General features: G+C 66.2%; 26 protein-coding genes and 1 pseudogene. 14 read left to right on the forward strand and 13 right to left on the reverse strand.

Annotated features, from left to right (window positions below; genetic code table 11):
* Positions 1 to 285 precede the first annotated feature (285 nt).
* The 4 genes from C6A82_RS15275 (at position 286) to C6A82_RS15290 (ending at position 4358) form a co-directional block, all read left to right on the forward strand.
* Positions 286 to 1314: an ABC transporter ATP-binding protein gene (locus C6A82_RS15275; RefSeq protein ID WP_396836814.1), complete on the forward strand. Its 1029-nt coding sequence runs from the start codon at positions 286 to 288 to the stop codon at positions 1312 to 1314.
* 83 nt (positions 1315 to 1397) lie between these two features.
* Positions 1398 to 2594 carry a spermidine/putrescine ABC transporter substrate-binding protein gene (locus C6A82_RS15280; RefSeq protein WP_105345697.1) on the forward strand — a complete coding sequence of 399 codons (1197 nt, stop codon included), beginning with the start codon at positions 1398 to 1400 and terminating at the stop codon, positions 2592 to 2594.
* A 31-nt stretch (positions 2595 to 2625) separates the two neighbouring features.
* On the forward strand, positions 2626 to 3501 hold the full coding sequence (locus tag C6A82_RS15285; protein ID WP_105345699.1) for an ABC transporter permease: 876 nt from the start codon (positions 2626 to 2628) through the stop codon (positions 3499 to 3501).
* Positions 3498 to 4358 (forward strand): ABC transporter permease, encoded by an 861-nt coding sequence (locus tag C6A82_RS15290; RefSeq protein ID WP_105345701.1) that lies wholly within the window; start codon positions 3498 to 3500, stop codon positions 4356 to 4358. The genes C6A82_RS15285 and C6A82_RS15290 overlap by 4 nt, the downstream gene beginning before the upstream one ends.
* 7 nt (positions 4359 to 4365) lie before the next feature.
* Here the strand turns inward: C6A82_RS15290 and C6A82_RS15295 are convergent, their stop codons facing one another.
* Complete coding sequence (locus C6A82_RS15295) at positions 4366 to 4719, reverse strand: hypothetical protein (RefSeq protein ID WP_105345703.1); 354 nt, start codon at positions 4717 to 4719, stop codon at positions 4366 to 4368.
* Positions 4720 to 4766: 47 nt separating this feature from the next.
* On the opposite strand from C6A82_RS15295, the gene C6A82_RS15300 reads away from it, so the two are divergent.
* Complete coding sequence (locus tag C6A82_RS15300; protein WP_142405972.1) at positions 4767 to 4961, forward strand: hypothetical protein; 195 nt, start codon at positions 4767 to 4769, stop codon at positions 4959 to 4961.
* A 3-nt stretch (positions 4962 to 4964) separates the two neighbouring features.
* Here C6A82_RS15300 and C6A82_RS15305 read toward each other — a convergent pair whose 3' ends face one another.
* Both C6A82_RS15305 and C6A82_RS15310 read right to left on the reverse strand, forming a co-directional pair.
* Positions 4965 to 5837, reverse strand: coding sequence for a DMT family transporter (locus C6A82_RS15305; RefSeq protein ID WP_199193797.1), 873 nt, complete (start codon positions 5835 to 5837; stop codon positions 4965 to 4967).
* Positions 5838 to 5919: 82 nt separating this feature from the next.
* Positions 5920 to 7407 carry an FGGY-family carbohydrate kinase gene (locus C6A82_RS15310; RefSeq protein ID WP_199193798.1) on the reverse strand — a complete coding sequence of 496 codons (1488 nt, stop codon included), beginning with the start codon at positions 7405 to 7407 and terminating at the stop codon, positions 5920 to 5922.
* 87 nt (positions 7408 to 7494) lie between these two features.
* Between C6A82_RS15310 and C6A82_RS15315 the strand changes: the two genes are divergently transcribed.
* Both C6A82_RS15315 and C6A82_RS15320 read left to right on the forward strand, forming a co-directional pair.
* On the forward strand, positions 7495 to 7926 hold the full coding sequence (locus C6A82_RS15315) for a nuclear transport factor 2 family protein (protein ID WP_233216951.1): 432 nt from the start codon (positions 7495 to 7497) through the stop codon (positions 7924 to 7926).
* 2 nt (positions 7927 to 7928) lie between these two features.
* The gene (locus tag C6A82_RS15320; RefSeq protein ID WP_105345710.1) at positions 7929 to 8846 is read left to right on the forward strand and encodes a LysR family transcriptional regulator; all 918 of its coding nucleotides are present in this window, start codon (positions 7929 to 7931) and stop codon (positions 8844 to 8846) included.
* A gap of 225 nt (positions 8847 to 9071) precedes the next feature.
* Here C6A82_RS15320 and C6A82_RS15325 read toward each other — a convergent pair whose 3' ends face one another.
* Positions 9072 to 9302, reverse strand: coding sequence for a DUF6400 family protein (locus C6A82_RS15325; RefSeq protein WP_105345713.1), 231 nt, complete (start codon positions 9300 to 9302; stop codon positions 9072 to 9074).
* A gap of 124 nt (positions 9303 to 9426) precedes the next feature.
* Positions 9427 to 10827, reverse strand: a complete 1401-nt coding sequence (gene xylB, locus C6A82_RS15330) for a xylulokinase (RefSeq protein WP_311101365.1) — start codon at positions 10825 to 10827, stop codon at positions 9427 to 9429.
* Positions 10828 to 10889: 62 nt separating this feature from the next.
* Here xylB and C6A82_RS15335 point away from each other — a divergent pair, with 62 nt between their 5' ends.
* From C6A82_RS15335 to C6A82_RS15350, 4 genes are read left to right on the forward strand one after another with little or no spacing between them, the layout of a single operon-like run.
* A complete protein-coding gene (locus C6A82_RS15335; protein WP_105343723.1) occupies positions 10890 to 11441 on the forward strand; it encodes a dihydrofolate reductase family protein in 552 nt (183 codons plus the stop codon).
* Positions 11442 to 11481: 40 nt separating this feature from the next.
* Positions 11482 to 11997, forward strand: coding sequence for a DUF6328 family protein (locus C6A82_RS15340; RefSeq protein ID WP_105343726.1), 516 nt, complete (start codon positions 11482 to 11484; stop codon positions 11995 to 11997).
* Between the two features lie 36 nt (positions 11998 to 12033).
* The gene (locus C6A82_RS15345) at positions 12034 to 12951 is read left to right on the forward strand and encodes a DoxX family protein (protein ID WP_105343728.1); all 918 of its coding nucleotides are present in this window, start codon (positions 12034 to 12036) and stop codon (positions 12949 to 12951) included.
* Between the two features lie 40 nt (positions 12952 to 12991).
* Positions 12992 to 13474: an RDD family protein gene (locus C6A82_RS15350; protein WP_105343731.1), complete on the forward strand. Its 483-nt coding sequence runs from the start codon at positions 12992 to 12994 to the stop codon at positions 13472 to 13474.
* 3 nt (positions 13475 to 13477) lie between these two features.
* Here C6A82_RS15350 and C6A82_RS15355 read toward each other — a convergent pair whose 3' ends face one another.
* Complete coding sequence (locus tag C6A82_RS15355) at positions 13478 to 14947, reverse strand: GntP family permease (protein WP_105343733.1); 1470 nt, start codon at positions 14945 to 14947, stop codon at positions 13478 to 13480.
* Entirely contained in the window at positions 14944 to 15462 is a 519-nt protein-coding gene (locus tag C6A82_RS15360) for a gluconokinase (protein WP_105343745.1), read from the reverse strand. The genes C6A82_RS15355 and C6A82_RS15360 overlap by 4 nt, the downstream gene beginning before the upstream one ends.
* A gap of 124 nt (positions 15463 to 15586) precedes the next feature.
* On the opposite strand from C6A82_RS15360, the gene C6A82_RS15365 reads away from it, so the two are divergent.
* Positions 15587 to 16327, forward strand: coding sequence for a FadR/GntR family transcriptional regulator (locus C6A82_RS15365; protein ID WP_105343735.1), 741 nt, complete (start codon positions 15587 to 15589; stop codon positions 16325 to 16327).
* A gap of 174 nt (positions 16328 to 16501) precedes the next feature.
* Entirely contained in the window at positions 16502 to 17389 is an 888-nt protein-coding gene (locus C6A82_RS15370; protein WP_105343739.1) for an SCO6745 family protein, read from the forward strand.
* Here C6A82_RS15370 and C6A82_RS15375 read toward each other — a convergent pair.
* From C6A82_RS15375 to C6A82_RS15395, 5 genes and pseudogenes are all read right to left on the reverse strand, one after another.
* Positions 17386 to 17490, reverse strand: a pseudogene (locus C6A82_RS15375) (DNA-binding protein); the annotation flags it as partial. The gene C6A82_RS15370 and the pseudogene C6A82_RS15375 overlap by 4 nt on opposite strands.
* 28 nt (positions 17491 to 17518) lie before the next feature.
* Positions 17519 to 17731, reverse strand: a complete 213-nt coding sequence (locus C6A82_RS15380; RefSeq protein WP_105343741.1) for a DUF2945 domain-containing protein — start codon at positions 17729 to 17731, stop codon at positions 17519 to 17521.
* A 107-nt stretch (positions 17732 to 17838) separates the two neighbouring features.
* The gene (locus C6A82_RS15385) at positions 17839 to 19818 is read right to left on the reverse strand and encodes a phosphotransferase (RefSeq protein WP_105343743.1); all 1980 of its coding nucleotides are present in this window, start codon (positions 19816 to 19818) and stop codon (positions 17839 to 17841) included.
* Complete coding sequence (locus C6A82_RS15390; protein ID WP_311101366.1) at positions 19805 to 21799, reverse strand: primary-amine oxidase; 1995 nt, start codon at positions 21797 to 21799, stop codon at positions 19805 to 19807. Before C6A82_RS15390 ends, C6A82_RS15385 begins: the two co-directional genes overlap by 14 nt.
* Before the next feature lie 45 nt (positions 21800 to 21844).
* Positions 21845 to 23353: a carboxylesterase/lipase family protein gene (locus C6A82_RS15395; RefSeq protein WP_105344165.1), complete on the reverse strand. Its 1509-nt coding sequence runs from the start codon at positions 23351 to 23353 to the stop codon at positions 21845 to 21847.
* 76 nt (positions 23354 to 23429) lie between these two features.
* On the opposite strand from C6A82_RS15395, the gene C6A82_RS15400 reads away from it, so the two are divergent.
* Positions 23430 to 24122, forward strand: coding sequence for a hypothetical protein (locus C6A82_RS15400; RefSeq protein WP_105344167.1), 693 nt, complete (start codon positions 23430 to 23432; stop codon positions 24120 to 24122).
* Between the two features lie 3 nt (positions 24123 to 24125).
* Here the strand turns inward: C6A82_RS15400 and C6A82_RS15405 are convergent, their stop codons facing one another.
* Positions 24126 to 25220, reverse strand: a complete 1095-nt coding sequence (locus tag C6A82_RS15405; protein ID WP_105344169.1) for an LLM class flavin-dependent oxidoreductase — start codon at positions 25218 to 25220, stop codon at positions 24126 to 24128.

Consider the following 25220-nt stretch of genomic DNA (forward strand, 5'->3'; position numbering starts at 1 on the left):
CACCGGCGAGTGATTCCATCGTGAATGTGTAAATTCGTTGCGGAATCGCTTGCGAAGGGCGACGCAATCCGCGATTGTTTACCCCGAAAGCTACGGGGGCTTTAGGGAGGAACCGCCCTGACCGACATACACACCACCCAGTCGGACCAGACGACGGGACGGGACCGGACCGCGCGCGCCAAGGGCAGCCCGGTCATCGAGATCGACAACGTCACGAAGCGCTTCTCCGATTATGTGGCTGTCAACGAGGCCGACTTCGCGATAGGTTCCGGCGAGTTCTTCTCGATGCTCGGTCCGTCGGGTTGCGGCAAGACGACCACGCTGCGGATGATCGCCGGCTTCGAGACCCCGACCGAGGGCGCCATCCGGTTGGAGGGCCGGGACGTTTCGCGGGTGCCTCCGCACAAGCGCAACGTCAACACCGTGTTCCAGCATTACGCGCTGTTTCCGCACATGACGGTGTGGGACAACGTCGCGTACGGGCCGCGCAGCATGAAGAAGGACAAGGCGGAGGTCAAGCGACGCGTCGACGAACTGCTCGAGATCGTTCGGCTCACCGACTTCGCCAAGCGCAAACCGGCCCAGCTGTCCGGCGGGCAACAACAGCGAGTGGCGTTGGCGCGCGCGCTGGTGAACTATCCCAGCGCGCTGCTGCTCGACGAGCCGCTCGGTGCGCTCGACCTCAAGCTTCGCCAGGTGATGCAGTTCGAGCTCAAGCGGATTCAGCGCGAGGTCGGCATCACGTTCGTCTACGTCACCCATGACCAAGAGGAAGCGTTGACGATGAGTGACCGCATCGCGGTCATGAACGCAGGCAACGTGGACCAGATCGGCAGCCCTACCGAGATTTACGATCGGCCGTCGACGGTCTTCGTGGCCAGCTTCATCGGACAGGCGAACCTGTGGGCGGGCAAGCAGACCGGACGGGCCGACGGTGAGTTCGTCCAGGTCGAGGTGCTCGGCAGCTCGCTGAAGTCCAGGGCGGGCGACACGACCATCGAGCCCGGCGGTCAAGCCACGCTGATGATCCGGCCGGAACGGGTTCGGGTGTCCATGGAGGCGCCGACCGGTGACGTCGCAGGAGTTCCCGCGACGGTCACCGACCTCACCTTCCAGGGGCCTGTCGTGCGGTTGCTGCTTGCCGCGCCGGACGACTCGACGATCGTCGCGCATGTCGGGGCCGAGCAGGATTTGCCGCTGCTGCGTCCCGGCGACAGCGTCCATGTCAGCTGGGCACCCGAGGCGTCGTTGGTGCTTCCCGCCGCCGACATTCCCACCACCGAGGACCTCGAGGAGATGCTCGACGACTCGTAGCGGATGCGCACGCGAGGAGCAATGACGACTCCGCATTCGATCCCTTCCCTTTCTCCCCGGAATCCACGAAAGGCGCACCTGCTATGCCCAGCGAAATCGATCCCCGGCTCCTGTCCCGCCTCGCCACCAACCGCACCTCGCGTCGCCGCTTCATGGGTGGTGGCGCCGCCGCGGCGGCCGCGGCCATCCTCGGCCCGTCATTCCTCGCGGCGTGCGGATCCGACTCGGGCGGCGGCGAATCGCCGTCGGCGTCCGCTCCGCCCGACGACGGCGCCCCAGCATCGGGCAGCCTCCGCGTCTCGAACTGGCCGCTCTACATGGCCGACGGATTCGTCGCCGCCTTCCAGGACACGACCAAGATCACCGTCGACTACAAGGAAGATTTCAACGACAACGAACAGTGGTTCGCCAAGGTCAAGGAACCGCTGTCGCGCAAGCAGGACATCGGCGCCGACCTGGTGGTGCCGACCCAGTTCATGGCCGCCCGCATCCTGCAACTCGGCTGGCTGAACGAGATCCGCGAAGCGCGGTGGACCAACAAGAAGAACCTCCGCGAGGACCTGCTGAACACCAAGGTCGACGCGGGCCGCAAGACCACCGCTCCCTACATGACCGGCATGGTCGGGCTCGCCTACAACAAGGCGGCCACCGGAAAGGACATCAAAGGTATCGACGACCTGTGGGATCCCGCGTTCAAGGGCCGGGTCAGCCTGTTCTCCGACATCCAGGACGGGCTCGGCATGATCATGCTGTCCCAGGGCAACTCCGTCGAGGATCCCACCACCGAAGCGGTCCAGAAGGCCGTCGACCTCGTGCGTGAGCAGAAGGAGAAGGGTCAGATCCGCCGCTTCACCGGCAACGACTACGCCGACGACCTGGCGGCGGGCAACATCGCTGTCGCGCAAGCCTATTCGGGCGACGTGGTGCAGCTGCAGGCGGACAACCCCGACCTGAAGTTCATCATCCCCGAATCCGGCGGTGACTGGTTCATCGACACGATGACCATCCCGTACACGACGCAGAATCAGGCCGCTGCCGAGGAGTGGATCAACTACATCTACGACCGCGCCAACTACGCCAAGCTGGTCGCCTTCGTGCAGTACGTCCCCGTGCTATCGGAGATGAACGACGAACTGGACAAGATCGACCCGGCGTTGGCGAAGAACCCGTTGATCGTTCCGCCGGCGGCCGACGCCGCCAGGCTGAAGTCCTGGGCGCCGCTCACCGACGAGCAGACCCAGGAGTTCAACACCATGTACGCCGCAGTCACCGGAGACTGATCCGATGGCACTGCGGACGCGAGGAGCATAGATGGCAGGTGTCGCCAGCAGCAGTCGGCAACGGAGCAAGATCGCTCCGTACCTGATGATCCTGCCCGCCCTCGTTTACCTCGGGATCTTCTTCGTGGTGCCCTTCGTCTCGTTGGCACGCACCTCGCTGTCATCGACGGGCGGTTCGATCTATCTGCCGACGCTGACGTTCTCGTGGGACTTCGGCAACTACCTCCAGGCGTTCAGCACGTACAAAGACCAGATCATCCGGTCGTTCACCTTCGCAGGAGTCGCGACGGTGCTGTGCGTGCTGCTGGCATTCCCGCTCGCCTACGTCATAGCGTTCAAGGCGGGCCGCTACAAGAACCTCATTCTTGGTCTGGTGATCCTGCCGTTCTTCGTGACGTTCCTGATCCGCACGATCGCCTGGAAAACGATTCTCGCCGACGATGGTTGGGTGGTCGGCGCGCTCGGTGCGATCGGCCTGCTGCCCGACGAGGGGCGCCTGCTGTCGACCAGTTGGGCCGTGATCGGCGGCCTGACCTACAACTGGATCATCTTCATGATCCTGCCGCTGTATGTCAGCCTGGAGAAGATCGATCCGCGACTGCTCGAGGCGTCGAAGGATCTGTACTCCAGCAACACCCGCGCTTTCCGGAAGGTGATCCTCCCGCTGGCGATGCCCGGCGTACTGGCGGGCAGCATGCTCACCTTCATCCCCGCCGTAGGCGACTTCATCAACGCCGACTATCTGGGCAGTACCCAGACGACGATGATCGGCAATGTCATTCAGAAACAGTTCCTCGTGGTCAAGGACTACCCCGCCGCCGCCGCCCTTTCCATGGTGCTGATGGTCATCATTCTGGTCGGCGTGCTGCTCTACACAAGGGCGCTGGGTACGGAGGACCTGGTATGACGACTCAGGCAGGTGCCGCCGTCGCCAACGCCGCGGAGCAAATCGACCGGCCGCCGAAAACCATCAAGGGCACGCCGAAGTGGGGCGACTGGATCCTGCGGATCGTGGCAGGCCTTGTACTGCTGTACCTGTTCCTGCCGATCTCCGTGATCATCCTGTTCTCGTTCAACGATCCGAAGGGCAAGTTCAACTACTCGTGGCAGGGCTTCACCCTCAAGAACTGGGCCGACCCGTTCAAGTATCCCGCCCTGACCGACGCATTGAAGCTGAGCCTCAACGTCGCCGCCGTATCCACGTTGATCGCTCTTGTCCTCGGTACTCTGGTCGCCATAGCGCTTGTGCGACAACGATTCCGCGGCTCGACAGCCGTCGACACCTTCCTGGTGATCCCACTCACCGCTCCCGAGGTCGTGATGGGTGCGGCCCTGCTGACGCTGTTCCTCGACTTCGGCTGGGCGGCCGGCTACACCACGATCCTGATCGCCCACATCGCATTCGAGGTCAGCTTCATCGCGATGACGGTGCGCGCACGGGTTCGTGGCTTCGACTGGACGCTCGAAGACGCCTCGCTGGACCTCGGCGCGAGCCCGATCCGGACGTTCTTCAAGGTCACATTGCCGCTGATCGTTCCTGGAATCATCGCCGCCGCGATGCTTTCGTTCGCGTTGTCGCTCGACGACTTCATCATCACGTACTTCGTGAGCGGCTCGACGGTCACCTATCCCCTGTATGTGAACGCATCCGTCAAGGCCGCCGTACCGCCGCAGATCAACGTACTGGCGACCGCCATCCTGGTGATCAGCCTGGTATTGCTGGCTGTCGGAACCTTGGTCCGCCGCAAGCGATTCGAGGCCTGAGCGATCGCTAGCTTTCGAGCCGAACGGTGACCGACACCCGGCCGTTGACGTCTCGTTCGGCGACGGCGTGTCCGCTTCGGTCGTGGCCGTCGAGGTTCAGCAGGGTCAACGGTGCGCCGTCACCGAGGAAGTTGCGCCACCAGTTCTTCGAGTCTGCTCCGACGATGTTGATTTTCACGGTATCGCCCGACCGCCGGTAACCGACGGGTGTTTCGAACGTCTTACCCGAGCGCCGACCGGTGTAGCGGATCACGACCAGACCCCGGCGGACGATCGCCCCGATGCCGGGCACGTTCATCAGCCTGACGAACACCCCGTTGACGATGCCGACCAGCGGCGAGTTGAAGAGACCGCGTGCCATGTCGTTTAAGTTACCAACGGCCTCTGATCCGCTGTTACGCTCGCGCGGTGGCGAATACGGGAGTGCGGCCGTGGTGGCAGATCGTCGCGATCCTGATCGTGGTCGCTCTCATCATCGGACTCGTCGTCGGAGTGCTGAGCAGCGTGCTGGGCTTCTCGAGTTCGTGGTCGGCTCCCGCGATCGGCGCGGCGCTCGGCATCACCGCCGCTGCGCTTGTCGGTCGTCGGCGCAGAAGCGAATAGCCCTCAGCCCACCTCGACGGGTACCGATGGTGGCGCCGCGCGCGCTCCCGTGCGGGCCGCGCCGATGCCCGCAGCGACCACGAGACAGATGCCGACAACCCCGAATGCGCCCGGCACCTGATGCAGGATCATCAGCCCGACGATCATCGCGAACCCCGGTTCCAATGCCATCAACGTCCCGAACGCTGCGGTGGTGAGCCTGCGCAGCGCCATCATCTCCAGCGCGAACGGCACAACCGGCAGCAAGATCGCGAGGCCGATCCCGATCAGCAGGATCTCGGGGGTCATCCGGTCGAACACACCCGGTCCGACCACCACCGTCGCCACCAATCCGGCCACCGGCATCGACACGGCCAGCCCGTTGATGCCGGCGACCTCATCGCCGACCCGCTGGGTGAGAAGGATGTAGCACGCCCAGCACACCGCCGCGCCCAGCGCATACAGAACACCGATCGGGTCGACCGCGCCCGCCCACGGCTGGGTCAACAGAACCACGCCGACGGCGGCGAAGCCCGGCCACAGCACCCGACCGCCGCCCTTGCCGTTGGCGACGGCCACTCCCAGAGGCCCAAGGAATTCCAGCGCGCTGGCGGTGCCGAGCGGGATCCGACCCGCCGCGGCCATGAACAACATGGTCACCGAAGCGGTGACGACACCGAGCAGCACGCACACTCCGAATGTCTTCCTGGTGAAGGCTGCAGGCCGGGGCCTGACGATCACCAGCATCAGAACGCCTGCCCAGGCCAACCGCAGCCAGGCAGCCCCCTCGACGCCGATCTCGTCGATCAGGGTGACCGCGATCGCGAGCCCCACCTGTACGCAGGCCATCGACCCCATTGCCATGAAGGCGCCGGTGCGGGCCTGGTCGTCGGTCACCTCTGCATTGAACGGCACCCCATCCGTTCGCGTCCACGTAATTTATCTGGACATACCGTTCGGCATATCAAAACAATCGTTTCTAGCGTGGGTTGGCCTCGGCGCTCAGCCGATGCATGACATCCCTTGTGGCCGGGTACAACTCGCGCCACGTCTCATACTGGTCCTGATAGAGCGCGCGCTTACCGGGGTCGGGTGCGATCTCCCTGGCGATTGTCGCCCAATCCGTGTCCGGGGACACCAGCCCCACCCCGATCGCGGCGAGCAACGCGTCACCGTAGCTGGCCCCGATGGCCTGCTCGGGAATCAACTGGGTGCGCCCGGTGACGTCGCTGACCGCCTGCGCCCAGACCGGGCTGCGCAGCCCTCCGCCCACCGCGACCGTGCGCTGCGCGGCGTGCGCATCGCCGAACAGTTCCAGGATCTGCCGGATTCCGAACGCGATCCCCTCATAGGCCGCGCGGAACACGTGGCCGCGACCGTGTCGCATCGTCAGGCCGGCGAGCACTCCCCTCGCCTGCGGGTCGAACACCGGCGTCCGCTCGCCCGCCAGATAGGGCAACATGATGAGCCCGTCGCTGCCGGGCGGCACCTCCATCGCCTCTTTCGTCAGGTCGTCGAAGGATGGGCCGCCGGTGATCCCCTGCAGCCAGCCGATCAGGCTACCGGCCGTCGAGGTGCCCGCGGCGAGGGCAAGGCTGCCTTTCTCGACCCCCACCGTCGTCCATAGCGTCGGATAGCTGTAGTAGTCGGCGATGATCTGCACCAGAAACATCGTCGAGCCGTACATCAGCATCTGATCGCCGGGACGCCGCACCCCGACCGAGAACGCCTCTGCGTAGGCATCGACGGTTCCCGCGGAAACCGGTGTGCCGACCGGAATCCCGGTGGCCGAAGCAGCCTCGGCGGTGACGCTGCCGACGACATCGCTTGGCCACGCCAGGCGCGGGAGCGGGAGATGACGGCAAATCCGATTGGCCCACTGCCGGTTCCAGTCGAAGTCACGCGTGGCGTAGAGCGGGTCGCATTGGCTGGCGGTGTGGTGATCCATCACGTACTCACCCGTGAGCTTCGCCGCGATGAAGGAGTTCGACCCGTACCACCCCGTCGCGCGCTCGAACACGTCGGGCTCGTGGGAGTACACCCACTCCAGCTTCGGGCCGACCGCCTGACTGGACAGTGCGGCGCCGGCCTGCTGCAGAATGTTCTCTTCGCCGAACTCCGCTGTCAGCGATGCGATCTCGGCGGCGGCGCGCGTGTCGACGCCGTAGAGGATCGCAGGGCGCAATGGGCGAAGATCGTCTCCGCAGAGGACGAGGCACGGACCGACGCCACTAACACACACTCCGGTCAGGCGGCCACCGGAGGGCAGTTCGGCCATCAGCGAGGTGCCGATGGCGCAGATTTCGCGCCACCAGACCGACTCGGCGTCCACCTCTGCCCAGCCGGGTCTCGGCAGGTCCATCGAATGCGGAATGGTCTCGGTCGCCAATACCGACCCAACGACGGCGTCCACGAGAACACCCTTCGTGCTCCCCGTTCCCATGTCGATGCCGAGCAACACGTTCACCCGATCACCCTAAAGCGCGGCCAAGCCGGTGTCCGTCAAATGTGAATGCTCTGGACAGAACGTTCACCGATCACGAACAATCGGTTCGTGCAACTCTGGGAGATCATGGTCAGGGAGTCGGTCCGGCAGACGCTGGCCGACTACACCACGGGAACGGACCGCAACCGGCTCGAGGACATCGCGGCATGCTTCGCGCCTGATGGCGTACTGAAGATCAGCGCAGGCGATCCGATGATCGGGCCGGACGCAATCGTCGCGGGACTGGGAGGGCAGGTCAGTCGCTTCGCCGCAGGCCCTGTCCCCTTGACCCATGTGCGTCACCATGTTTCGAGCATGAGGTTCGGGGTGGTGACCCGCGATCGTGTCGAGGTGAGCAGCTACTTTCTCGCGGTCACGAACATCGGCGTCGACCACTGGGGCAGGTACCGCGACGTGCTCGTCCCCGTGGGTGACCGGTGGCTGTTCGCATCGCGCGAGGCGAGCGCGGACGGCTTCTCCCCCGACAGCCTGATGCGATAGCCATGGACACACGCCGGCTGCAGCTGCTCCTGGCCCTCTCGCGACTGGGCTCCATGCGCGCGGTCGCCGACGTCCATCATCTGACGACATCGACGGTGTCTCAGCAGATCGCCGCTCTCGCAAGGGAAACCGGCGCCAAGCTGATCGAGCCCGAAGGTAGACGGGTGCGATTGACCCCCGCCGGACAGCGCCTGGCCGATCATGCCGTCACGATCCTGGCTGCCGTCGACAGCGCCCGCCTCGACCTCGATCCGGACGCCGAACCCGCCGGAACCGTCCGCGTCGGCGGGTTCGCCACCGGACTTCGCGTCTCGCTGCTGCCGATGATCGCCGATCTCGCCGAGCATTATCCGAAGGTCGAGTTCGTGATCAGTGAGTACGAGCCCATCGAAGTGTTCGCACTGCTCACCAACGACGACCTCGACCTCGCGCTGACCTACGACTACAACCTCGCGCCCGCCTCCCCTGGTCCCGCGTTGGAGACCGTCCCGTTGTGGTCTGTCGAATGGGGACTCGCCGTGCCTGCCGAGTCCGCGGCGCACGGGGCTTCCGATATCAGCGCCTTCGCCGATCGAACGTGGATCGTCAACTCGCGCAACACCGCGGACGAAGACGCGGTCCGTACGCTGGCATCACTCGCGGGCTTCACCCCGCGGATCGCCCACGAGATCGACAGCCTCGACCTGGTCGAGGATCTGATCGCCGCCGGCTACGGCGTCGGTCTGCTGCCGATCGGCAGGCCAACACATCCCGGCGTCGCCGTGCTGCCGCTCGCGGACCCGAAAGTGGTGCTGACCGCCTACGCCGCGACCCGGCGCGGCAGATCCACCTGGCCCCCGCTGCGTGTCGTGCTCGACCGGCTGCGGCCGCCGAAGGGTGAGCCGTTGCCGTGGCCTGCATGGCCGCGGCCGATCGCCTGAGCAGGTCAGGCGGCCTTTCGCTGCCGGCCCGTTCGTCGGCGCGTTTCGGTCGACCAGAGATGGGCGCAGGTCGGGCACTGCAGGTGGACCACCGTGCCCCTGTTGCTCAACAGGTACTGCCAGTGTGTCGCGCAGTTAGCGCTGCTCTGGCAGTCGGCGCAGGCACGGCCGTGCTCACAACGCGGGCATTCCAGCCAGGCGCGGCGGGACCGGTCGGCGGTCGGGTCAATCGGCAACACGGTCGCGGTCCCGCTCCGGCAGCACGCCTGCGCTGACCAATTCGTCGTAGATGCGTTGCTGTTCATCGTCGAGGTTCGAATAGAGCAATTCGTAGGCCTCGTTCTCTTCGGCGAGGACCGCAACCGGGTCCCATTCATCACCGATCGCCTCGAGCACAGCGGTGCGCCTTCGTGCCTCGTCCAACGTCAAGTCGTAGGCGAAGTCGAGGTCGGCCATGGGCACCTCCCATCGTCAAGTACGCGCTTCAAGGAAGTTAGGGTGCCCTATGAAAGCCGTCGGAAGCAATAAATAACGTCACGTCGATGGTGCGAAATTGGTCACATTCGCGGGCTGTCGGCGCTCAGATCTGCCCCAGGGTCAGCGGTTGGGCGGTTCGATACGCCTCGACGACCTCCGGGGTCGGCGCGCCGGTGAACATCGTCGTGATACCGAACGACCAACTGGGCGGCGAATCCGATTGCGACAGCATCCATGCCGCTTGACGGGCCGCCCCGAGCGCCACGTACTCCGCGGGCGTCGGCACCAGCACCGGCTTCCCGAAGATCGAGGGTGCGATGACACGGACCGCCTCGGACCGCGCGCCGCCGCCCACCAGGATGATCCGTTCGGCGTCGACCCCGTGTGCCGAGATCTTGTCGAGGCAGTACGCCAACGAGCACAGCAGCCCCTCGACTCCGGCGCGGGCGATGTTGGCCGAGCCGAGGTTACGGGCCGTCATCCCCTGCAACGCCCCCGATGCGTTGGGCAGATTCGGCGACCGTTCACCCTCCAGATAGGGCACCAACGTCAGACCCTCCGCACCCGGGGGCGCCGACAACGCCAACCGGTCGAGTTCGTCGTAGTCGACGCCGAGCATCGCCGCTACGGCGGCCAACACCGGCGCACCGTTGAGCGTGCATACCAGCGGTAGTTGTCGTCCCGTCGCATCGGCGAACCCCGCGACGATTCCCTCGGCGTCGTGCGGCGCCACATGGCCGACGGCACTCACCACGCCGGAGGTGCCGAGCGAGACGATGCAGTCGCCGGGTCGGGCATTCAGGCCCAGCGCGGCGCCCGCGTTGTCGCCTGCGCCGGGACCGAGCACCGCACCGCTCGGGGTTCGGCCGGCACTGCCATGCGGGTCGAGCACCGTTGGCAACACCGGCCGCCGCCCCCGCATCGCCAATTCCAGGAGGTCCTCCTGATAGCTGTTCGACTCGGCGGAGAAATACCCGGTTCCGCTGGCGTCGCTGCGGTCGGTGCACAGTGCGCCGAGATCGGCCGAGCCGGTCAGGCGCCAGGTGAGCCAGTCGTGCGGCAGGCATACCGCTGCGGTCGCGGCGGCGTGGTCGGGTTCGTTGTCGGCGAGCCACCGCAGTTTGCTCACGGTGATGGCGGCGACCGGAACGACGCCTATGCGCTTGGCCCACTCCGCTGCTCCGCCGAGCTCGCAGACGAGTTCGGCTGCCGCGGCACTGGACCGAACGTCGTTCCACAGCAACGCATCTCGAACGACCTCACCGCCTTCGTCCAAGCACACCATGCCGTGCTGCTGCGCTCCCACCGACACGGCGGCGACGTTGTCGAGACCGCCTGCTTTCTCGACGGCAGCGGCAAGGGCTTCCCACCAGCGTTGCGGATCGACTTCGGTGCCGTCGGGGTGAGCAGCCGTGCCGGATCGCACGATCTCACCCGTCTCCGCGTCGCACACCAGCACCTTGCACGACTGCGTGGACGAGTCGACACCGGCGACGAGGGTCATTATTGCGAAGCTACCCGCAATAGAAGCGATGAGTTCCGCACTGTGGGTGTGTCTGTTTGAGTATGCGAAAACTCGTGATCACCCAGAACATCACGCTCGACGGGTCGATCGAGGTGCTCGACGACTGGTTCGACCCGCATCTGCAGGACGACGAGCTGCTGGCCGAGACCCACCACCAGGACGCGGAGTGCGACGCGATGCTGCTCGGTCGGCAGACGTTCGAGGACTTCCGCGGCTACTGGCCGGTGCAGAGCGACGATCAGACCGGCATCGCCGGCTATCTCAACGACGTCGCCAAGTACGTGGTGTCGGCGACGATGACCGACCCGCGATGGACGAACTCGACGATTGTCGGCGGTGACCCGGTAAACCGGGTGCGCGAGTTGAAGTCGCAGCCGGGCAAGGACATCGTGCTCACGGGCAGCATCAGCCTCGCTCACAGCCTGATCGCGGCCCGCGTCGTCGACGAGTACCGACTGTTCGTCTATCCCGTCGTGCAGGGGCGAGGCCGCAGGCTGTTTCCCGACGGCGTGTCGATGTCAGGTTTGACCTCGGTCGAGCCGCCGAAGTCGTTTCCGTCCGGCATCGCCCTGCTGCGCTACGCCGCGAACTGAAACCGCCGATCGCGCCATTGGTGACCTCTCCCCTGCCAGAATGAGCTTCGTGGACACCGAGCATCCGGAAGCGAACAAGCGGTGGGATGCCGATCGCGACGAAACGGAAGCTCAACGGCTGGACCGGAATTGGTCGAGTCTGCTGCAGGAGCTCAGGGTGACCCAGACCGGGGTGCAGCTGCTCACCGGATTCCTGCTCACCATCCCGTTCCAGCAACGCTTCACCCAGCTCGACGGCACGATGAAGACCGTGTATCTGGTGACCGTCGGATGTTCGCTCGGCGCCACCGTTCTGCTGGTCGCGCCGGTCGGCATGCATCGTGTGCTCTTTCGCAGGCACCGTTTGGATGCAATCGTGTCGGTGTCCCACGCGTGCGCGGTCGCCGGGTTGGTACTTCTCGGCTTCTCCCTCGCAGGCGTAGCCACAGTCATATTCGACACGGTGGCGGGGCCTGCCGCCGGGTGGACCGCCGGGGGGTCCACGCTGGCGGCATTCATCGTGTTCTGGTTCCTGATACCGCTGCCACTTCGCCGCAGAGCCGACCGGTCCTACTAGGGTTTGTGACGCGCTGCGCTTGGGAACCCCTGGGCCATGTTGATCCGACGTATCGCGCGCCCGCTCCTTTCTGTGGCTTTCATCGGGCAAGGGGTGGATGCAATCCGAAACCCCAAGACCGCCGCCGACGCGGCCCGCCCCGCTCTCGACGGCATGCGTAAGCTACCCGACTCGATCGGCACGAAGGTGCCGTCCGACGCCGAGAACTTCGCGCGGGTCAATGCCGCCGTGCAGATCGGCGGCGGACTGCTGCTGGCAACCGGCAAGATGCCGCGATTGGCCTCCGCCGCACTGGCATTCACTGTCATACCGGGCAGTCTCGGTGGCCACATGTTCTGGAACGAACCCGACCCGCAACGCAAGGCGGACGAACGCCGGGCCTTCATGACCGACCTGAGCCTGCTCGGAGGGCTGATCATCGCGGCCGTCGACACCGAGGGCAAACCGTCGCTCGGGTGGCGCGGCCGTCGCGCGGCCCGGGCGGTCACCGCCGCGCTGCCTGTCGGAGCCGCCTCCGGCGGAGCGCTTTCCGACAGCGCGTTCGCCGAGAAGCTGGGCCACGGCCTGAGCGCGGCGCGAGAGCGAGGCGCCGAACTTGCCGACGTCGCCCGCGACCGGGCGCCCGAGATAGCCGAAGCCGCTCGCGAACGAGCCGCCGGGCTGGCCGAGATCGCGCGTGAGCGCGGACCCGAGCTGGCCGAGGCCGCGCGGGGACGAGCCGCCGAGTTGGCCGACGTCGCGCGCGAACGGGCACCGGAGTTCGCCGACGCTGCGCGCGGGCGCGCCGCCGGGTTGGCCGAGGTGGCGCGCGAACGCGCACCTGAGCTCGCCGAAGCTGCCCGGGATCGGGCAGAGGCCGCCCGCGACCGCGCAAGCACTTTCGCCGACACCGCACGGACTCAGACCAAGCAGACCAAGCGCGAGGCGAAGAAGCAGCGCCGTCGTCTGAGCTGAGTACGCCTGGCGGAAGCGTCGGGCCGGTAAATTGGCGATCATGACCACCGATCCGACGTACGGCAGCGATCCCAGAAGCTATCCGCCACCGTTTCCCGCCGGTCTCGAGCGGGGCGGCGTTGTCGTCCGGTTCTTCGCCAGGCTCATCGACGGCATCGTCGTCGGTATCGTCAGCTTTCTGCTCAGCTTCTTCACCGACACCCTGTCCAGCGTCTGGGTGACCGGGTTGTTCACCGGCCTGCTGATGTTCGCGTACTTCGTCGCGTTCGAAACCGCCCAGGGCTGGACGCCCGGCAAGCGGGTGCTCGGCCTGCGTGTGCACGGTCCCGGCGGCGCACCGAAGCCGACGGCGCAACAGGCTGCGATCCGCAACTTGTGGACGCTGTTCCCGATCATTCCGTTCGTCGGCGGCCTGCTCGCCTTCGTCGCGATGATCGTGATCGCGGTGACCATCAGCGGTAGCCCGACCAAGCAGGGCAAGCACGACGACCTCGCGGGCGGAACCCAGGTCGTCAAACGCTGAGCGTCAGATCACCAGCCCGAGTAGCAGCACCAGGATGAGCCCGGTCACCGACAGCACCGTCTCCATGATCGACCACGACTTGATGGTCTGACCCACGCTCATCCCGAAGTACTCCTTCACCAGCCAGAAACCGGCGTCGTTGACGTGGGAGAAGAACAGCGAGCCTGCGCCGACGGCGAGCACGATCAGCGACACCTCGCCGGTGCTCATCCCCTCGACCAGTCCGAGCATCAGCGAGGACGCGGTGATCGTGGCGACCGTCGCCGAACCCGTCGCGAGGCGGATCAGCACGGCCAGCACCCAGGCCAGCAGGATGACCGAGACGTTGGCCGCCGTGGCCCATTCCGCCAGCTTCGTTCCGATACCGGTGTCGACGAGCACCTGCTTGAACCCGCCGCCCGCGGCGACGATGAGGATGATGCCCGCGACGGGCGGCAACGATGTCTCAATGCACTTCGTAATGTGATCGCGGGTCATCGCGGCGCCGCGACCCAGCGTGAACATGCCGACGATGACGGCGATCAGCAACGCCATCAGCGGACGCCCGAGAATGTCGAAAGTCTGTCGGAGAAGGTTGTTCTCGTCTTCGATGAAGATGTCGACCAGCGCCTTGCCCATCATCAGTGCTACGGGAAGGAGCACCGAGAACATCGTGATGCCGAAGGAGGGTCGCTGTCGCTCGGTGCGCGTGGCCGTCTGCGTTGCCGCACGGGTGCCGTCGGCTTCCACCTCCCCCGCCGCGGCCCCGACTCCCCCGTTGCCGTCGAAGTCATCGGCGTCGAACCGATCGGGCACATCGAGGACGACCCACTTTCCGGCGAGTCGCCCGAACAGCGGGCCTGCCACGATCACCGTCGGAATCGCCACCGCGACGCCGAGCGCAAGCGTGATACCGAGATCCGCGCCGAGGAGGTCGATCGCGGTGAGCGGTCCCGGGTGCGGCGGCACAAGCCCGTGCATGGCCGAAAGCCCTGCCAGCGCCGGAATTCCGACCGTGATCAGCGACAACTGCGAACGCTTGGCCACCAGGTAGATGACGGGCATCAGCAGCACCAGCCCGATCTCGAAGAACATCGGCAGCCCGATGATCGAGCCCACGAGCGCCATCGCCCACGGCAATGCCCTCGGCGACGCGTGACCGACGATGGTGTCGACTATCTCGTCGGCGCCGCCGGAGTCGGCCAGCAGCTTCGCGAACATCGCGCCGAGGGCGATCAGAACGCCGACGCCCGCGGCCGTGGTGCCGAACCCGTCGGCGAACGATTCCAGGACGTCGCCGATGTTGACCCCCGCAACGATGCCGACGGTCAGGGCGCCGAAGATCAGCGCAAGGAACGGATGCAGCTTGGCGACAGTGATCAGGACGACGATCAGCGCGATGCCCGCCAGCGCGGCGAGCACGAGCTGCCAGCCGGCGGCAACTGGCTCGGCCAACTCGGTATCGGCCGCAAGGACAGTGAGTGCCGGGGTCATGTGTTCTCCTGTTCGGTTGCGCGCGAATCCATAAGGGCCAGATAGGTTTCGATAACCGAATCGATGTCCTGGTCGACGTCGATTGTCACGCCACCTTCGTCCTCGGCGAGCGGCTCGAGGGTGGCGAATTGCGACGCCAGCAGCGAGGCGGGCATGAAATGGCCAGGGCGGCTGGACTGCCGCCTGCTGATCACCTCAGGCGATCCGGCGAGGTGGAGGAAGATCACGTCACCGCAGTGGCGCCGTAGTTGGTCGCGGTACTTGCGCTTCAAGGCCGAGCAGCTCATCACACCGCCGTCGGTGCTGCGCGCGGCGAGCCAGGCACCGATCGCCTCGAGCCAGGGATACCGGTCGTCGTCGTTCAGCGGTTCACCTGAGGTCATCTTGGCGATGTTGGCGGGTGGGTGGAAATCGTCGGCGTCGGCGAACGGCACGCGAATGCGCTGTGCAAGCGCCGCGCCCACGGTCGACTTACCGGAGCCGGAAACGCCCATCACCACGATCGGTGACCCCATCAACCCCACCTACCCTTTTGTGCCGGACGTCACACAGATTGCCTCAATAGTCATATGATTGCAAGCCTGCAACAAAAAGATCTGTTCTTAGCAGGCACTAGCAAACGTATGACAGCATGTATGAGTGGCATCGCCCTCAAACGTCGGCGCCTTGCATCGCAATCTGCTGGCCGCACTCGGCACCGGAATCGCGTCCGGGAGGTACCCGGTGGGCCAGGTGCTCACGCTCGAGGGGGTCAGCGCGGAGCACGGGGTCTCCCGCAGCGTCGCCCGCGAGGCGATCCGAGTGCTCGAGTCGATGGGCATGGTGGCGTCGCGCCGCAGGGTCGGAATCACGATCCAGCCGTCGGACAGGTGGAACGTCTTCGACCCGGTGGTGATCCGGTGGCGGCTGGAATCCGACGACCGCGCGGCCGTTCTGGTCTCGCTGTCGGAGTTGCGGCGGGGCTTCGAACCCGCCGCGGCCGCACTGGCCGCACGCCGCGCCGACCCACATCAGTGCCGAATCCTGGCAGCCGCGGTTTCGGACATGGTCATTCACGGGCGAGCAGGCGATCTCGAGTCTTATCTTCTGGCGGACAAGGTCTTCCATCGCACACTGCTGGAAGCCAGCGGCAACGAGATGTTCCGGGCCCTCAACGACGTGGTAGCCGAGATCCTGACCGGCCGGACCCATCACCACATGATGCCGACGACACCCAATCCGGTGGCCATCGAATTGCACGACGAAGTCGCCCGCGCGATCCGGCTCCGGGATGAGGCCGCCGCCGAGCATGCGATGCGCGCGATCATCGACGAGGCCGTCGCCGCCGTCGCCGACGAGTCCACCGCCGAAGCCGATCATGATGCGGCCTCACCGCGCTAGCCGGTCGTCGCGTTGTGCCATGTCCTCCTGCAACGCCTGCCTGGAGACCGTGGGTACATTCGAGCCGCTGCAGCCGTGCAGTCGGATAGCGCCGCAGCACAGCATTCCGGCCGCAGCCAGCACGGCAGTGGAGGAATACACCGAGCCTGCTGGTATTTGATAGGAGTCACTACTGTGCAGCATTGCCGTGAGCCGCGCCTGGCGCGTCGATTTTTCGATCGGTTCGAACCGGTGCATGCCGTCACGTACTTTTCGCCGGAAAGCAGGGCGTCGTTCGACGGTCTCGGATACCGCGGTTTCTGGATGGGGTACTTCGCGGGTCGGTCCGCGCCGCTGGGAATCGTGCCCAACGAAGTCGTCACCGCAGCGTTCTACAACTTCGCCGCCACCCGGGTGGCCAAGGCACTGCCCGCGGCATGGGAAGTGGCTCCACCCGACGCAGCGCTTCGCGCGCGGCAGGTCTCCGCCGTGGCGACTCTGCGCCGTTACGGGCTGACCGACGACAGTGTCGAAACGGCGGCCGACCTGGCCGCCAAGGCCGCACGCAGTGCACCCCTCGACGGCAGGCTTCTTTTCGCCGCCAACGCGGCGCTGCCGTGGCCCTCCGAACCGCTGGCCGCGCTGTGGCACGCGACCACACTGCTGCGCGAGCACCGCGGCGATGGCCATGTCGCGGTGCTGACGTCGGTGGGACTGTCCGGACGCGAGTCCAACGTTCTGCACGCCGCGGCCGGACGGGTGCCGAAGGAGATGATCATGCGCAGCCGGGACTACGACGAAGCGCAGTGGCACCATCTCTCCGACCGGCTGGCCCAACGTGGTCTGCTGACTTCAAACGGCGAACTGACGGATGCCGGACGCGGCCTCAAGCAGCGCATCGAAGACACCACCGACGAGTTGGCGCTGAGCGCACTGGACGGGCTCGACGACGCCGAGGTCGAACCGTTGTTTCAGGCGCTCACGCCGATCGCGAGAACGGTCGTCGCGGGTGGCGACGTACCGGCTGCCACTCCAATGGGCCTGCGCCGAGACGAACTGGACGACGGCAGCGCCGGGCTCTAGCCCCTACTCTTGACGGGATCGTGTCCCCAGTTCATCAACGAGTACCGCCACGCGCTGTCCTTCACGTCCCCCGACGGACGTTGCGCGAGATGACGTTTCGTGTAGCCGACGGTTGTCGTCGGACACCGGTCACTTCTTCTTCAACGCATCAGGCTTGTGGACGGCGTCACCGCCGCGTGTGTCGCTGCGCACCTTGTATTGCGGCGACTCCTTCGACGCTTTCACCTTGCGGCCCGCTTCCTCGGTGTTCGAGGTGATCTTCTTTTCGACCTTGCCCTCGGCCGTGCTGCCGTGGCTCTGCCAGGTGACCTTGTCGCCCTTCTTGAATTCTTTTTCGCTCATGGCACGCGGGTTACCCGGTGTCGGCGAGAGCATTCGTCTTGGACCGAACGTTGCATAGATGTCAGATTTTTCAGCGGGTAGGCGGCGACCAATCGACTTGGCAGCCGTCACCGTTGGTTACGGTTCCACTCCAGCCACCCGACCCCGGTGCGGCCGTCGGCGGTCCTGACCGTCGCCCATGCACGCGGGAAGCGGCTGAGGCGGCCGTCGGGTGACGTCAGCAGTACCGGCGCGTTTCCCATGATCTCTGCCGTGGCCCTGACGTCTGTCGGCTCGAGTGTCAGCTCGGTCGCGACAGGAAGGTCGTCGGCACCGAAGGTTTCCCTAGCCGTGACCGACTGGAGTTCGATCAGCTGCGCACCCGGCGGCTGGACATAGCCGACACCCATCGGCGGCGCCCCGGGAATCCGCAGGTCGACACCGTGCAGATGGGTTCCGTCGTGCAGGTGCAGGGCGCTCCACACCCACTCCATGCTCCACCAGTCACGCACACCCCACGAGTGGTCGCGTTGTCCGGCGACGTCAGTCACCTCGATCGCCGTGTCACCGAAGCTGACGGTGCCCGACACCGTGCACGGAATCTCGTACCGCGGAGTCAGGCGGTACTGGTACGGGATGCCGACCGTGGTCCAGAGCAGATCAAGCGACACCTCGACGGGTCGGCCCGGCTCGTCGCGCAGCAGCGCCGACGGATCGTCGTACGCCTGACCGCTGCCCGTCAGCCGAACGCGGTAGACCTGCAAAGGCGCGGTGGCCTCATGGGTCAACTCAAAACCGTCGGTCCGAACCGCGGCCGGATCGCCGGGCAACGCGACCTCGAAGTCGTTCACCGCGACGGTCGGCATGTCCGGCCCGCACAGCAGCGCGTTGACCCATGCGACCTTCTCGTTGGGCATCAGCCCCAGCCGGAACCAGCCGCCGATTCTCTGCACCTCGTCGACGAAGTCGGCGTACCAGCTCTCGCTCCACAACGGTTCGGCGCCGGGCGGGTGCGCTCCCTCGTCGTCGGCGGTGGGCTGCAGCGCCACCGTAGGCGCCGCCGCAGGCAACGTCGACAACGCGTCGGTGTCGAGCACGTGCTGACTGTGTCGTCGCAACATGGTCATGAACATCTCATCGCCGCGTTCGGTGCGCTCCACGAGCATCGACGAGACGATCGCCATCATCACACCGAAGAAGGACTGGCGGCGCACGCCCTCGCGAACGTCGTCGAGGCTCAGCGCCGCATCGGGTCCGAGCGCATCGTGGTACGCACGCAGCAGCGCTTCGTAGTTGTCGCGCCGCACGTCGTCGGGTAGCGCACAGCCGAGGAAGTAGGCGACGTCCATGGTCGCCGGGCCCCAGGTGACGGTCTGCCAGTCCACCACGGTGAGCGGCCGGTCGGCACCCGGCTGCCCGAACAGCATGTTGTCCAACCGGTAGTCGCCGTGCACCAGGCCGTGCACGAGGTCCGGCGCTTCGGCGACGTACGCGTCGAAGCAGGCGACCAATCGCTCGCACACTTCGCGATGCGCGGGCGCGATGCGGTCCGCGTAGCGTTCGGCGAACCCGGCGTACAGCGCAGCGATCAGCGCCTGGTTCATCGGCGATTCGCGGTTCAACCACTCCACGTCGGCCATGGCCGTCTGACCAAGCAACGGCGCGTGCACGTGGCCCAGCTCGGACATCGCCAGCATGGCCTGTTCGACTGTGGCACCGCGGATCTCATCGCCGACCGACGCCGGAGCGGCATCGCCGAGCAGCAGGTGGAACACCCCCGTTTCGGCGTCCAATCCGGAGCTGTAACAGGGCGCGACCGGCCCGCCGATGCGCGGCGCGATGTCGGTGTAGAACCGCACCTCGCGTTCGTAAAGACCCAGCGCAAGACCCGTCTGCCTACTTGCCGGATCGGTGGCGGCGACCTTGAGCACCACCGAGGCCGGTCCGGTCTGGCCCTCGGCATAGGTCAACGTGACGCGGTAGCACTCGCTCATCTGTCCGGTGCCGATCCGCTCGGTGCGGAAGTCCGCGACGGTGCCCGCACCGAGGGCAGCCGTCAGCCAGTCGGCGGTCAGGTCGTCCGGCCGCTCGATGTCAGTGTCCGGCACTCGTGCTCTCCGTGTGGCAGGTGTCAGGCGGGGTGCCGACGACGTCGAGGGCCGGGTTCCGGTCGAAGAAGCCGTACGGCTTTAGCCAGAACGACACTACGTCGACCGGCATCACCGGCCAGTCCTCGGGTCGGGTGATGTGGTGGATGCCGAAGACGTACCAGAGCACGACGTCGGTGTTCTCGATGTTCCTGTCGGCCTTGGTCCATTCCGCGAGCCCCGTGTCCCTCGCGGACTGATTGACGAATTCTCCTGCCGGCCAACGTTCAGCTCGGCTGTTGGGTGTCACCCACAGCGTGTGACCGATCACGTTCGCGCGCTTGAAGACCGGTGAGTTCTCGTCGAACATCATCGGCAGCGCGCCGCTGGGCACCAGCTTGTACGACGGATGCGTACCCAGCCCGTTGACCACGTTGGTGTTGACGACCTTCCACGACCGCTGTGTGTAGAAGTCGACGTCCTGCATGCCCTCGCTCTCGGTCTTCAACGCGACGTTGCGCAACACCACCGAAAGGCCGTACGGATTGTCGGGGCCGATCGGCTCGGCGTAGGACTCCGACATGAAGACGGTGTTGTCACCGCCGTCGACATCCATATCGAGGCGGGCCACCAGAAAGTGTTGATGGAAGGGCGCATACGTGCGTTCGTCGACCAGCGTCCCGTTCGGGTGCGGCTGTCCTGCCGCCACCGGTGTGGTCACCATGATGCCGGTGGCGCGGATCTCGCACTCGATGTTGCCGTCCTGATAGAGCCGCCAGTAGACCAGATACTCGTAGTTGGCGACCGTGACGTGGAACGAGATCGTCAGCCTGCGCATCCGGCGCACCTCGGCGCCCGCATCGTGGTCGACGTGCTTCCACAGCACGGCGTTGTCTTCCTCGTGGATGCAGATGGCATTGGTGATGGTGTACGGCTCGCCCTTGCTGTTGTGCAGCACGGCGTCCAGATAGCGGATCTCGCCAAGGCAGTCGCAGCCGAGCTCCAGCGAGGTCGTCATGAAACCGAGGCCCCATTCGCCGATGTCGAATGCGGTGCGCCGGTAGTGGTCCTCCGAGGAGTCGCGGTAGGGCACGATCATCTCCGCGAGCGAGATCCGATGTGCCACAGAGCGGTTGCGGTCTCCGTCCCGATAGCGGATCGTGTGGAGCGTCATCCCTTCGCGGTGGTTGAACCCGATCCGCAGCGACCAGTTCTGCCACGCCAGCAGGTTGCCGTCGAGCGTGAACGACACCCCTTCTGGCTGCGTGAGGTGCAGCGGCTTGAGCGGCTCGCGCCGCGACGCAGCGCGAATTCGCTCAGGGATGTGTTTGGGCACGTATTCGCCCATCACGGTCGGCTCGTCCACGCCGCCGTTGTCCTCGACGCGCAGCACCTCCATCGAGTTGACGTCGATGACACAGTGCAGCCCGCTGATCGGGTGGGCATAGGGGCTCTGGCCGGGCCCGTCCTTGCGCCAGGTGTCCGACCAGCCGATCCGCCGGTCGCGGAATTCCGGCGGAGCGACCGCATCGCCGTAGGTCCAGGTGTCGACGAACACCAGGTCCATGTCGGTGATGCCGCGCCTGGCAAGGGCCGCGATGAACTCCGGATGCTTACGCACCAGCTCATCGCATTCGAGAAACTCGTCGACGGTGAAGTTGGCCTGGACACCGGGGATGTGGTCGAACGACTCGACCCGGTCGTCGTCCAGCGAGACCACGCCCTTGTAGGTGGCGTTGTTCGCGCGCTGAAGGCAGACCGCTTCCGCGCGGCGCGGCGGAGTCACTCCGCCGCCCTCGAGATCGGCCAGTTCGGCCTTTGTCGGCTCGACGAGTTCGATCGAAGCGATCCGCCAGCCCAAGTCTGATGTCGCCGGCCCCCCGGCTCGGGGGTCTGATGTCGCCGGCCCCCCGGCTCCGGCCCCCACCCCGCGTTCGCGCCCGAGGATCGCCGCCACCGCCGCGAACTCGTCTGCCGACAACGGATCCAGTGGATGGTTCACCCGATCACGCAATCACATGGGGTGATCGCGCGCAGGCGGTTTCGCTCACCGTGTCGCGAGCGTGAAGCCTTCCCAGGCGATGCGACGTTCGGCGTGCGGGTCGTGGATGACGCGGGACTTGCGGTCGAAGACCATCACCGCACGGTCTGCATGTGTATAGACGGGCCAGTCGGGGCCCGGCACGCCGGTGCGGCTGAACTCACGCCAGCGGGTCTGGACATCGTCGGAGACCCGGCGCGCAGACCGGCCGTCGGCTGCCGCCGTGAGCAGCGAGCCGAACCTTGTCCGGTACACATCGAAGACGGCGAACAACTCAGTCGCGTGGGTGGCGCCGAGCCCAGCCAGGTGCAACGCGCGCGGCGCGTAGTCGTAGCGGTAGCGGTAGGTCGGGGCATGGGTGCTGTGCGCCTCGGCGATCTGCCATGCGGCGGTGCCGAACGCGAAATCACCGCCGAGCCGGACGCACGCGCCCTCGTTCGGATAGCCCGGATAAGCAGAGGTGATGCGGTCGCGGCGTTCGGCGTCGAGATCGCCAAGCAGGGCCTCGATCATCGCCGCGTTCGTTGGCAGCAACTTGAGCCACCGGGTGAACAGCCTGCCCTCATGGGCGTTGTTGCCGATGATCAGAGGTACGGGGTGGGCCGCGCCGGTCCGCATGGCCTCGAACGGGTCGAGCGGTAGATAGTCGGTGCCAGTGGTCGGGCCGAGCGCGAAGGCGCCGAGCTTGCTCTTTTGTGATTGCTTGATCAGTGTGTCGAGGGCCTTGACCAGATCGGCGGGCCTGGCCGCCATCAATGCGCGGGCCGCGTCTGTTTCGTCTCCCCGCACCAGCGCGGCGAACTGCTCGGCGTATTGTGCCCTGACCTCTTTCGTGCCCACCATGCCGCTGGCCGGGCTCTCCGAGATGGCACGCGCGAACAGCCCTTTCGCGGCGGGCACGGCCAGCAGTGTGGCGACCGCCTGCGCGCCGGCACTCTCGCCGAAGATCGTCACATTGTCGGGATCCCCGCCGAACACCGCGATGTTGTCGCGCACCCAGCGCAACGCCATCACGAGGTCGCGCAGAAAGAGGTTATCGTCGATCGGCACCTCACGGGTGGAGAGTGACGACAGGTCAAGGCATCCGAGCGCACCGATCCGGTAGTTGACCGACACGTACACGCAGCCCTTGCGGGCCAATGCCGCGCCGTCGTAGATCGGCGTCGCCGAGCTGCCGAGGAGGTAGCCGCCGCCGTGGATGAAGACCATCACGGGCATCGGCTCGTCGCGCTTACGCTTCGGAATGGTGACGTTCAGCGTCAGGCAGTCCTCCCCCATCGTCTGGTACTTGCCGACGCCGAGCGCGGTGTACATGCGCTGCTGCGGAGCGCAGTTGCCGAACGCGTGGCAGTGGCGAACGCCACGCCACGCCTGCACAGGCCTAGGCACCTGGAACCGCAGCGGGCCGGTGGGCGGCTGCGCGAACGGAATCGACCGCCAGCGGTGCACGCCGTCGCGGGTGAAACCCTCGACGGTCCCGGACTTGGTCGTGACACGGACAACGTGTTCGTGCATGAATCGACGGTATCCAATCAACTCGCCGCGCCGCGCCTCGCCCGTATCCCGACGTGGGTTCGCTAGCCTGGCCGATATGCGGATTGCCGTGCTCATCGCCGCGTCTGTGCTGGTCGCGGGCTGTTCACAGGGGGTAGGCAGAGACGCCGAGCAGACGAACCCAGCCTTGTCGGCCCCGCAGAGGTCGGCAGCGTCGACACCATCGACGACCACGCCCACCACCGCGACGACCCCGCCGAAACCGCCGGAACCGGGTGCGCAGATCGCCGACGTGATCGCGTTCGTCGAGTCCGGCCAGACCGCCGACGCGGCGCAGTTCCACACCGCGACCCGGGAGGGCACCGTGACGCAGTTGGGCGAAGACGTCGCGTTCACCACGCCATCGGGCAAGTCGCAGTGCATGACCGACTCGAAGAACTTCGACGGCGCCCTGGCATGCCTTGTCGACCTCACCATTCCGCCGCTGCAACCGCCCGACGTCTACGGGCAGTGGAAGGGCGGATGGGTCGACTTCGCCGGCCCCAGCATCGAAATCGGTTCGGCCCACGGTGATCCCGGCCGGTTCGCCAACGGCATGGGGCCGCAGTTGCCCTACGGTCAGACGCTCGCCTTCTCCGATTACCGCTGTCGCTCAGACGAGGCGGGGCTGTACTGCGTCAACTACGCCAATCAGTCCGCCGCCAGGTTCAGTGACGCGGGCATCGTTCCCTTCGGGTGTCTGCAGAAGGTGGCCCCACCCGCCGGTATCGGCGCGAAATACAGTTGTTGAGTCTCAGGCGACGCCCTTCTGGCGCAGCAGCGGCAGCACGCCTTCGGCGAACCAGTAGGCCTCCTCGAGGTGCGGGTACCCCGACAGGATGAACTCATCGAACCCGACCGAGTGGTACTCGTAGATCAGGTTCGCGACCTCTTCGTGACTGCCGACCAGCGCGGTACCGGCCCCGCCGCGGACCAGGCCGACACCCGCCCACAGGTTGGGGTAGATCTCCAGATGGTCGATGCGGCCGCCGTGCAGCGCTGTCATCCGCCGTTGCCCTTCGGATTCCGACTTGGCATGCAGCTCAGTCTGTTTGGCGATCTGCTCTCCAGACAGCTCGGCCAGTAATTCGTCGGCCACCGCCCACGCGGCCGCCGAGGTGTCGCGGCTGATGGTGTGCAGCCGGATGCCGAAGCGCACCGCGCGACCGCGCTCCTCGGCGAGCTTGCGTACCCGCTCGATCTTGGTGGCGGCCGCCTGCGGCGGCTCACCCCAGGTGAGGTAGACGTCGACGTGCTCGGCGGCGATCGGAAGCGCGGCGGGCGACGACCCCCCGAAGTAGATCTCCGGCAGCGGATCTGGCGGCGCGGAAACCCGCGCGTCGGAGACCGTGTAGAACCTGCCCTCGTAGTCGAGCGACTCCTTGCGCCACAGCGTGTTCACGATGTGCAGGAATTCACCGGTGCGGTCGTAGCGCTCGTCGTGGTTCAGCCAGTCACCGAAGCGCTGCTGCTCGGCGTCGTCACCGCCGCTCACGATGTTCAGCAGCACCCTGCCCTCCGAGAACCGTTGCAACGTCGCGGTTTGCTGCGCTGCCAGCGTTGGCGGCACAAGGCCTGGCCGAAACGCGACGAGGAACTTCAGCCGTTCTGTTTCGGCAAGCAGCGCCGACGCGGTGAGCCACGCATCCTCGCACCATGTGCCGGTCGGCGTCAGCACGCCCTCGTAGCCGAGCCGGTCGGCGGCACGGGCCACCTCAGCGAGGTAACGACGGGTCGGTGGCCGGTAGTTCGGCGGCAGCACATGACCCGACGACGCGTGCGAGGCGCCGACGATGGAGCGGCTGTCACCGTTGGTGGGTAAGAACCAGAAGAATTTGGCGGATGGCAT

The sequence above is a fragment of the Mycobacterium sp. ITM-2016-00318 genome (assembly GCF_002968285.2).
Classification (GTDB): Bacteria; Actinomycetota; Actinomycetes; order Mycobacteriales; family Mycobacteriaceae; genus Mycobacterium.

Excerpts from the sequence above, each read along its gene's own strand:
- C6A82_RS15275 (WP_396836814.1), top strand. The coding sequence starts at position 286 with ATGCTCGGTCCGTCGGGTTGCGGCAAGACGACCACGCTGCGGATGATC.
- C6A82_RS15280 (WP_105345697.1), top strand. The coding sequence starts at position 1,398 with ATGCCCAGCGAAATCGATCCCCGGCTCCTGTCCCGCCTCGCCACCAAC.
- C6A82_RS15285 (WP_105345699.1), top strand. The coding sequence starts at position 2,626 with ATGGCAGGTGTCGCCAGCAGCAGTCGGCAACGGAGCAAGATCGCTCCG.
- C6A82_RS15290 (WP_105345701.1), top strand. The coding sequence starts at position 3,498 with ATGACGACTCAGGCAGGTGCCGCCGTCGCCAACGCCGCGGAGCAAATC.
- C6A82_RS15295 (WP_105345703.1), bottom strand. The coding sequence starts at position 4,719 with ATGGCACGCGGTCTCTTCAACTCGCCGCTGGTCGGCATCGTCAACGGG.
- C6A82_RS15320 (WP_105345710.1), top strand. The coding sequence starts at position 7,929 with ATGGACACACGCCGGCTGCAGCTGCTCCTGGCCCTCTCGCGACTGGGC.
- C6A82_RS15325 (WP_105345713.1), bottom strand. The coding sequence starts at position 9,302 with ATGGCCGACCTCGACTTCGCCTACGACTTGACGTTGGACGAGGCACGA.
- xylB (WP_311101365.1), bottom strand. The coding sequence starts at position 10,827 with ATGACCCTCGTCGCCGGTGTCGACTCGTCCACGCAGTCGTGCAAGGTG.
- C6A82_RS15335 (WP_105343723.1), top strand. The coding sequence starts at position 10,890 with ATGCGAAAACTCGTGATCACCCAGAACATCACGCTCGACGGGTCGATC.
- C6A82_RS15340 (WP_105343726.1), top strand. The coding sequence starts at position 11,482 with ATGAGCTTCGTGGACACCGAGCATCCGGAAGCGAACAAGCGGTGGGAT.
- C6A82_RS15345 (WP_105343728.1), top strand. The coding sequence starts at position 12,034 with ATGTTGATCCGACGTATCGCGCGCCCGCTCCTTTCTGTGGCTTTCATC.
- C6A82_RS15350 (WP_105343731.1), top strand. The coding sequence starts at position 12,992 with ATGACCACCGATCCGACGTACGGCAGCGATCCCAGAAGCTATCCGCCA.
- C6A82_RS15355 (WP_105343733.1), bottom strand. The coding sequence starts at position 14,947 with ATGACCCCGGCACTCACTGTCCTTGCGGCCGATACCGAGTTGGCCGAG.
- C6A82_RS15360 (WP_105343745.1), bottom strand. The coding sequence starts at position 15,462 with ATGGGGTCACCGATCGTGGTGATGGGCGTTTCCGGCTCCGGTAAGTCG.
- C6A82_RS15380 (WP_105343741.1), bottom strand. The coding sequence starts at position 17,731 with ATGAGCGAAAAAGAATTCAAGAAGGGCGACAAGGTCACCTGGCAGAGC.
- C6A82_RS15395 (WP_105344165.1), bottom strand. The coding sequence starts at position 23,353 with ATGCACGAACACGTTGTCCGTGTCACGACCAAGTCCGGGACCGTCGAG.
- C6A82_RS15400 (WP_105344167.1), top strand. The coding sequence starts at position 23,430 with ATGCGGATTGCCGTGCTCATCGCCGCGTCTGTGCTGGTCGCGGGCTGT.
- C6A82_RS15405 (WP_105344169.1), bottom strand. The coding sequence starts at position 25,220 with ATGCCATCCGCCAAATTCTTCTGGTTCTTACCCACCAACGGTGACAGC.